Raw genomic sequence first — 8,178 nt, 5'->3', positions numbered from 1 at the left:
TCACACACAAGGATGTCATCCTGGGTCGCGAGGGCGAGAAACACAATCAGCTCCTTGGCACTGAAGCTTTTTCCACTGCCCGGCACGCCCAGAAGAAAAGCGGATTGGTTGAGCAGATTGGCTTTGTTACATAGGATCAGGTTGTGGCTGATGGCATTTTCACCAAAGTAAATCCCCTGCTCATCCATGATCTCCTGGACCCGGAAGGGCATGAGTACCGCCATGCTTTCGGTGGTCAGGGTCCGCACAGCGTCCAGCCGCCGGTGACCGATGGGCAGCACGGTGTTCAGGGCGTCAAGCTGCTGGAATCTTGCAATGGCGAACTGGCAGAGATTTTTACGGGCCGTGGTGAGCAGGGCCTCGGTATCCGCCTCCAGAGCTTCCCGGGTATCGGCAGTGTGGACTAACGTTAATAAGCCAAACATCATGCGCTGATCCCTGGTGGTCAGATCATCTAAAAACTCCTTGGCCTCCTTGCGCTGCTGCTCCATATCATAGGGCACGACGGCGCTGAAGTTGTTATTTTCGTTCTGTTTTCGCTGCCAATTCGTAATATTCGTCTCCACCCCGAGCAGCCGGTTTTCCACTTCCCGCACGGCTTCATCGGTGGGCATGGGAATAATCTCAATGGAGAGCATCAGATTCCGGTCCAAATCCGTGAGCTCATTGATCATACTGTCCTTGATAAAGGACGAGTACTCCTTCAGATAAAGTACCCGACCAAAACGGCCGCCCATGGTAAAATAATCTGAATGAAAGCTCATGGCGTCCGGGCAAATGTAATCTCGGAAATCGTGTCCCTTCTGCATGGTCTGCTTCAGGTCAAAGTAGAAGGCATCCTCCTCGCCGGTACGGTAAAAATCGTGGAGCACCCGCAAACGCTCCTCCATGTCCATTTCTGTACACCGGGAGCCGAGCCGGGAAAAGTGGGCCATGAGCTCGGTGCCCACCCGGGTGAAATAGGTTTTGGCTTCCTGATATTTTTTCCTGGAAACCGAGATGGTCACATACTTTTCCTGGAGCATGCTGTTGGTGCTGGTGGCCTTGTCCAGCAGCATCTGGTTATATTCCTTCCGGTAAATATCCAGGCCATCCTCCTTCAGGGGAATCAGGATGCTTTTTTCAAAGGCCGATTTGTTCAGCCGGTGGTTGTTGATGGTCAGCTTGGTGGTTGCGCCGCTGTCCAGACTGTTCAGAAGCTCACTATATTCTAAAAACAGCGCTTCCTTATCCTCCCGGGAAGCCACAGCGTAATTGATGTCGGTAAACTTAAAGGTCTTGCTGTAGACATTTTTTCGGACTAAAAAAATCCCATCCGGATAAATCACCTTGATGGGAATGGCTTCCTGTACCCTTCTGGGGATTTTCAATTTTTCCTTTTCCAGTGTGTTCGCGTTTCTAAGCGTTTTGAGCATTCATTTCGTCCTTTCGTTTTGATTTTTTGCTTCGTTTTGATTTTTTGACCTTCATGGGGTGGGTCAGCATTTCGTAATACAGATTCTCCGCTTTAAAGACGATCTCTCTTGGCATCAGAAGCTCGGATTTAATCCACACCCAGATAAATTTCTCCGCGCTCATGCCATGATAGCGGATGAATCCCAGAGCCCCAAAGGGCGCGGCCCCGAGGATACACATCCAGGACAGGGTTTCCACGCCAAAGTAAGGCTTGAGTAAAAAATACAGGCCGACTGCCACGCCGCAGGCCAGCACGGAAAACACGAACTGGCGCAGCGAAAGCCCGAAGAACATGCTCTCCGTATAGGCTCTGATTTCGCGATTAATTTTGACTTCCATTATTTCCTCCAATTATTAAATTTAAATGCTTCTTCTTGTCTACTCATGGTTTAAATCGGCACCATACATTTTCTTTGGCCCTTCATGCGCTGACGCCTTTCTCGGTCGCCCGGCGCTGCTCCACGATCCACCGGCGGTACGGTAGCCAAAGGTCCAGCCCGCCGGATACACCCCAGTGAAAAGCGATGGCCGGTGACGGGCCCATGGTGTCTGTGGTGTTCGGCAACAAACGCATTGGCCGCCTTTCGTTCCATGTGTTTTATTTCAAACTGTTTCATCGTATTCTTAAGAAAGCACCTCCTGTAGATTTGTTTTTCCCCTTTAATGAGTCTATACTAAAGAAAAAACACTTTTAAAGGGGGTTTTATCCATGCTCGACTTTTTTCATGAACTGATGCGGGTTTCGCTGATCTTCTTTGTGGTCATTGTGCTCGTTGTGCTTGCCTTTATGATCGCACCCAAGCTGAAGCTGACCCTGCCGCTGACCTGCTTTGTACTGTTCTGCACCATTCTCAGTCCCTGGGCCGGTGCCCACGAAGCGCTGGCTTTTAAAATCATTTACCTGCTCATCGGCCAGGCAGGGATTCGTTGGATCATCACCCTCGTGCTTTTTATCAAAGACCGCATGGATGACCATCGGCTTGACCAGGGACTTGAGGCGGATGTCTACTGGCAGCTTCAAAAAGCCAAGGAGCGCAACGTGCCCTTGAACGACATCTACATGGATACCGACGGCACCCTGCGAAATACCACCGATCACAAACCGCTCATTTAGGACGTTGAAAAACGTCCTTTTTTTATTGGGCGGTTACAGTCCCAGCATCTCGCGCACAACGCGGTCCGACATCTTGATGGTACCAACTAACACCAGCATGTTGAACACCAGTTCCGCAACATAGGTCCAGACCATGGTGATGGCATTGGCGTTCGGGTCTACCTGGGGCGGACTGGCCGCAAAGACGGTGAAGATCACACAGGCCAGCACCACAATGGCCCCCTCGAGGCAGACCGCCGCGTAGCTCTTTAAAAAGTTTTTGCCAATGCTCTGGCTGGGCTCTCCGGCAAAGCTGGCCAGCGGAATGGGCGCAATGGCGGTGTACAGGTAAATGCGGAAAAAGCGGCCGTAAACGCTCATGATCATGATAAAGCTCAGAATCGTGATGAGTACCCCACCGATTAAAGTGACTGCCCAAAGCGGGATGCTGTTAAAAAAATCCACGTTCTCCACCGCGGTCACTATCGCATCTGGCAAAACCGTTTCCCCGGCGCTGCCCAGCCCGGAGGTGGCCATGATACGGCTGACCACGCCCTGGACAATGGTATATAAGGCCATCATGAGCTCCAGGCCATAGGTGATCACTCCCTTGGCAATGGCAAAGCGGACAAAGAGCTTCAGGGCGTGCTCCGGCTTTCGAACTTCCACAAAGCTCCCGCAGGTCTTAACCATGCCGACCAGAAAGAACAGCACCAGCAGCGCGTAGCCGATGGCCTGGAGCGTGCCGTTGATGCTCACAATCACGTTCCAGATCCCCCCGCCCTTGAAAGTTTCCGGCGATTGGGTCAGCAGCTGCCAGATCTCGGTCAGTTTCCCATTCCAGGTGTTTAAGGCGTTTTGTAAATTTTGGGCAATCCAGTTATCACTCTCGATTTCAATCACTCCTTTCATTTTAGGGACAGATTTTTCCAATCTGTCCCATTTTTGATTAACCGGCGATGGTGTTCAGGATCTCCTTGGCGAAGGTCACGACAATCCCCCCGGCAACGGTCATGATGCCGTTGGCGCGTTGGCTTGGATCATGAGACTTTAAGGACAGGCCGATCTGAACAATGCCGTAGCCGATGAGAATCATCCCGATGGCCCGGACCAGACCGAAAATAAAATCACTCAGATTATTGACCACCGTAATGGGGTCGCCATCCGCAAAAGCCGTTGTACTGAAACAGTACAGCACAACGGCCAGGACGTAGAAAATCCGTCTTCGCTTTTTTCGGCCTCGCTCACGGCGCATCAACTCTGGTTCAGGGGGTTCTTTTTTCTTCATGTTTTGCTTTCTCCTTGTTTTTCAAAAATTTCCTGTAATTCTTCTTCGGACAGCACCTCGTAATGTTGCAGGGCCTCAACTAAAGCCTCTGGGATCACCGGATTGGAAATGGAGGGGTCGTCTTTCATGACTGTGATGGTGCCAATGGCATGATCGGTACCGCCGTGCTCGTAATTGGCTGCGCCGCCCTTTTCCGTCAGCTTAACGTTCGGGTGCTTCCAGATATCGTATTTCAAATCTTTCACCGAGCGCTCCCCTCGGATAAAGAGCAGGGCGTACCGATTGTCAAGCAGTCGCACCTCATCGGGTGTCATGAGTTCCCGCCCGGCGTTTTGAAAGTTGGTGGAATAGTTCCCGTTGCGGCCGCTGCTTTTTCCGTAGGAGTTGGTGTCAATGGTTTCCTTGCCAAGCAGCTCACTCACGTACTTGTGGGTGCTCTGCTCGTTTCCGCCGAGGTATAAGAAGGTATCATGAGGTAAGGTTCAGCTCATCCCTTGCGGGACTTGCATCCCCTCCCTCCCAAACCGCACGTACACCTCTCGATGTATACGGCTTTCCGCTTATTCTTTTTGCGGTGTTTTAGAATGAATCAATTGATGGCATTCCGGGCATACAACCAGTGTTTTTCGTCTCCTTTTGCGCATAAGGAGAATCCACTCTGCATTGCCCTTTAGATCTTTGAGTTTTTTAACCTGATGGATTTCCAGATTCCGGCAGTCTTTGTTGCACAGCTCGCAGGTGTGGCGTTCCACTCTTTGTTTTAAGGTATTGACTTTGACGAACTTTGAGTATTGCGGCAACTCACTGACATTATCAAATTTTGTCGCCATCTCTTTCCGCTTAAATCCATCCCTGTAGAACGTTGTGGTTTTCCTCCCTGCTTTAGTGTCATAGGCTACTGTAAACAAGTCTCCGACACAATATCTGCGTTTGATTTCGTGGACATTTGTTTTATATTTACACGCAAATGTTTTGTACATACTGTATTTCATGACATTGGCAAATTTACCAATTTTAAAGGAATCATTCGCTATGGCGTAGTAATTATACAGTCCACGTACTTCTGCATTATATTTTGTCAGAATCTCTATATCTTTCTGATTCACCAGTTTTCCCCTGTGAAGGGCCACAAATTTTTCTTTGCCGTTTTCGTTAATCTTGATTTTGATCGCTTTGTATTCCAGTAGCTTTTCCACCCATTTTTCTCTGGGCACCAGCAGCTTTACCACACCGGTATTGCTTCTTATTTTGTATCCGCTTGCGGATTTCTTTAAATCCTGACTTCTAGATACGGTGATGTCATAGCCTAAAAACTGAGCCCTGTCGCCGGTATGTGTCACTTTCGTCTTTGTATCGGACATTTCTAAATCAAGCTTGTCCTTCAAAAACTTTCCAACATCCCATTTGATCTGCTCAGCATCTTTTTTACTTCCGATTACGCCGATAATAAAATCATCTGCGTAACGTACATACTGAATACGCTTATAGGCTTCATCCATTGGCAGAGCTGGCGTTAGTTCTCTTTGTAGTGCTTCGAGTGCTTTTAATTTTTTTGTTCGCTCAATCCGCTCCTCTGGCGTTAAATCGAACCACTTTTCTTTTCCTTTACGTCTGTAATAGGAGGCTCTTTTCAACGCTTTATTGTACTCAGGATTGATTTTTTTCTTTTTGCCTTGGTTAAATGTCTGCGCATAATCTTCCATAAACTTGTCAAATTCATGAAGGTATACATTTGCGAGCACTGGACTGACGCCTGACCCTTGCGGAACTCCGCTATACGTCCGGTTGTATGACCATTGCTCCATATAACCTGCTTTCAGAAATTTCCAGATAAGCTGTATGAATGCTTCGTCATCGATGCGCTTTCTTAAAAGTAGAATGAGTGTGTGGTGGTTAAAGCTGTCAAAACAGGCGTGTATGTCTCCTTCTACAAACCAGTTGGTTCCTGTGAAGGTCTTTTGGATTTGCTGTAATGCGGTTTGACAACTTCTGTTTGGTCTGAACCCATGTGAGGTTTTTTTGAACACGGGTTCATAGATGCTCTCTAAAATCATTTTCACGACTTCTTGCACGAGTTTGTCGTTTCCTGACTGGATTCCCAGCGGACGCTTTTTATGACTGTTTTTCTTTGTAATATATTCTCTTCGTGCAGGTTTTGGCTGGTAACTTCTGTCTCTCAGAGTCTTGATGATTCTCTGGATTCTTTCGTCACTCATGCCGTCAATGGTTGTTCCATCGGTACCGGCAGTCATACTGCCGGTGTTTGCATAGATGTTTTTATATGCAAGCCAATAGAACTCTGGATTATACAGATTCCGGTATAATCTCTGGAACCGGTAGGATTCATTCTTTGACTTTTCCGTCAAACTTCTTAATACTTCAATTGGATTTCTCAATGCCTCTCGCACCGTCCTTTCTTTTAGTATTTGTAAATAAGCTGCTCCCCTTCGCCATGTGATCGTCATTAACGTCTCGGACTACTATGGGAGCTGTGTAACCATGCCCGTTACCGGGTTTAGGTTATCCCCAGTTAGTAATTACAGGATGAGCTTTCAGTGTTGTCGGCACCGACTTTCGCCATTTGCCCACTGTCTTGTGGTTGTTCTTCCATGAGTATCACTTGATTCCATAACTGCGAAATGCAATCAACATGGAATGGCATACGTTTCAATCCTTTTCGTATGCGGGGTCGGGTTCCCCCACTCTGGCTATCGTTCAGGCAGTTTAGCTTTATACCTCATACACTGATTTTTATTCTTGGACTTTCGAACACACAGGATTCGTGTTCTCCAGTTCAGGCTTTTGTCAAAGGACAAAAGCGACAACATGCTACACTCCCCTTCGGGTTTCCCCTCTCGGATAAGTTGTAGAATAATAGGTTGTGATTCTTCATCACTTGATACTTTTACCGACCGCTTGCTAAAGGCGGTATCCTGTAAATACCACGCCGCCATAATTTATAATGCGCAGGCGGCTTCTGGGCGCACACAATTCCCTACAATGCTTTCCCATTGCTTTTCAAAAAGGGCTTTCAGCTGCGCCAGATTTTGCAGGATAATCGAAACAGAAACGCCCCGGGAGCGCATGACGGACAGTATCTTGTCAAAATCATCGGGCAAGCTCACGTTCGCGAACTCATCCATGATGAAATGCACGTGTACGGGTAACAGCCCCCCATATTTTCGGTCAGCAGTGTAAAACAACTGTTGAAAGAGCTGCGTGTAGAGAATGCTGATCAAAAAGTTAAAGCTTGTGTCATTATCCGGGATAATGGCAAATACAGCGGTCTTTTTCTCCCCAATGCTCGGCAGATCCAGCTCGTCCGTCATGGTCACGTCTGCCAGACTTTCCAGGTTGAACTTTTCAAGCCGCGCGGCCAGGGTGATCTGGATGGATTTCAGGGTCTTGGCGGCCCCGGAACGGTAATTGCGATAATACTTCAGCGCGATGTGCTCGGGCTCCCGCGCTTCCAGCCGCTCCATGAGCTCGTCCAGGGGCGAGACATAACTGCCATCATCCTCCTCGGGCATGTCCCCGGCGCGCAGCAGCTCCAGGACCATGGCAAAGTTCTGCTCCTCCTTTGGCGCTTCGTATTTCAGATAAAAGATCAAGGATAGCAGCAGCATACTGGCGGCAGTATCCCAGAAGGGATCATTTGATTGTGCGCCCTTGACCGTGGTGGCTTTAAAGAGGTTGGTCACCAGCCGTTGCACGTCGTTATCCGTGTCCAGATAGACAAAGGGGTTGTAGCAGTGGCTTTTTTCCATGTTGATTAAATCCAGAATGCACACCTCATAGCCTTTAGCCTCCAACAGATGCCCGGTGGCTCTTGCAATCTCGCCCTTTGGGTCCAAAATCACCATGCTGGTGTTGGCCTGCATGACGTTGGGCTCGGCAAAGAACAAGGTTTTCCCGGCCCCACTCCCGCCGCAGACCAGGGTATTCAGGTTGCGCCGGTGCTTGTACCCGTCCAGACCAATGCGGACATTTTGGGTCAGGATTTTATTTTCCTCAAAGGTTTTAGCCTTATATTTTTTGCAGATGGTCTTGGCCTCTTCCCACCGCGCGCTCCCGTGCTCCTCCCCACGGCGGTAGTTTTTCCGGGTGGAACAAAAAATCCCGATTCCCATGACATATAGAATCATCAGAATCAGGATGGATTTTAAACTGTTTCCACACCATGTGATTTTAAAGGGATGCTCCATCACTTCGGGGAACTTGAGAATAAAACCATAAAGCCCCACATCAATGAAGGGGGCAATGCGCAGGGCCAGCCCAATGACAGGCACGATCCCCAGCACATAGAAAATGAGGTTCTTTTTAAAGGATTCAAGGTCCATCG

The 8,178-nt window shown here is 48.6% G+C and carries 6 protein-coding genes and 3 pseudogenes; 1 reads left to right on the top strand and 8 read right to left on the bottom strand.

Translation table 11 applies throughout. The features are described 5' to 3' along the window. The 3 genes and pseudogenes from DW091_RS07565 to DW091_RS07555 all read right to left on the bottom strand — a co-directional run. Positions 1–1,415 (bottom strand): annotated as a pseudogene (locus tag DW091_RS07565) (TraE family protein); the annotation flags it as partial. Next, entirely contained in the window at positions 1,399–1,794 is a 396-nt protein-coding gene (locus tag DW091_RS07560) for a PrgI family protein (RefSeq protein WP_118517844.1), read from the bottom strand. The gene DW091_RS07560 and the pseudogene DW091_RS07565, both read right to left, overlap by 17 nt. Positions 1,795–1,844: 50 nt before the next feature. Further along, positions 1,845–2,048 (bottom strand): hypothetical protein, encoded by a 204-nt coding sequence (locus DW091_RS07555; protein WP_158577854.1) that lies wholly within the window; start codon positions 2,046–2,048, stop codon positions 1,845–1,847. Positions 2,049–2,164: 116 nt separating this feature from the next. Between DW091_RS07555 and DW091_RS07550 the strand changes: the two genes are divergently transcribed. Beyond that, complete coding sequence (locus DW091_RS07550; protein WP_118517842.1) at positions 2,165–2,569, top strand: hypothetical protein; 405 nt, start codon at positions 2,165–2,167, stop codon at positions 2,567–2,569. A 33-nt stretch (positions 2,570–2,602) separates the two neighbouring features. On the opposite strand, the gene DW091_RS07545 is transcribed toward DW091_RS07550, so the two are convergent. The 5 genes and pseudogenes from DW091_RS07545 to DW091_RS07525 form a co-directional block, all read right to left on the bottom strand. Next, complete coding sequence (locus DW091_RS07545; RefSeq protein WP_118517841.1) at positions 2,603–3,460, bottom strand: hypothetical protein; 858 nt, start codon at positions 3,458–3,460, stop codon at positions 2,603–2,605. Positions 3,461–3,497: 37 nt separating this feature from the next. Further along, positions 3,498–3,803, bottom strand: coding sequence for a TrbC/VirB2 family protein (locus tag DW091_RS07540; RefSeq protein WP_118517853.1), 306 nt, complete (start codon positions 3,801–3,803; stop codon positions 3,498–3,500). 29 nt (positions 3,804–3,832) lie between these two features. Further along, positions 3,833–4,300 (bottom strand): annotated as a pseudogene (locus DW091_RS07535) (type IV secretory system conjugative DNA transfer family protein); the annotation flags it as partial. Between the two features lie 96 nt (positions 4,301–4,396). Then, complete coding sequence (locus tag DW091_RS07530; protein ID WP_317985599.1) at positions 4,397–6,232, bottom strand: reverse transcriptase/maturase family protein; 1,836 nt, start codon at positions 6,230–6,232, stop codon at positions 4,397–4,399. Positions 6,233–6,823: 591 nt separating this feature from the next. Further along, a pseudogene (locus DW091_RS07525) lies at positions 6,824–8,176 on the bottom strand (type IV secretory system conjugative DNA transfer family protein); the annotation flags it as partial. Between the last annotated feature and the right edge of the window lie 2 nt (positions 8,177–8,178).

Origin of the sequence: Eubacterium sp. AM05-23 (genome assembly GCF_003477535.1) — a bacterium.
Lineage (GTDB): Bacteria > Bacillota > Clostridia > Eubacteriales > Eubacteriaceae > Eubacterium > Eubacterium maltosivorans.
The sequence above is the reverse complement of the archived record's forward strand: the minus strand, read 5'-3'. Positions and strand labels throughout refer to the sequence as shown.

What these genes read in the sequence shown, in the direction of transcription:
- DW091_RS07560 (WP_118517844.1), bottom strand. Translation starts at nt 1,794, where the DNA reads ATGGAAGTCAAAATTAATCGCGAAATCAGAGCCTATACGGAGAGCATG.
- DW091_RS07555 (WP_158577854.1), bottom strand. Translation starts at nt 2,048, where the DNA reads ATGGAACGAAAGGCGGCCAATGCGTTTGTTGCCGAACACCACAGACAC.
- DW091_RS07550 (WP_118517842.1), top strand. Translation starts at nt 2,165, where the DNA reads ATGCTCGACTTTTTTCATGAACTGATGCGGGTTTCGCTGATCTTCTTT.
- DW091_RS07545 (WP_118517841.1), bottom strand. Translation starts at nt 3,460, where the DNA reads ATGAAAGGAGTGATTGAAATCGAGAGTGATAACTGGATTGCCCAAAAT.
- DW091_RS07540 (WP_118517853.1), bottom strand. Translation starts at nt 3,803, where the DNA reads ATGCGCCGTGAGCGAGGCCGAAAAAAGCGAAGACGGATTTTCTACGTC.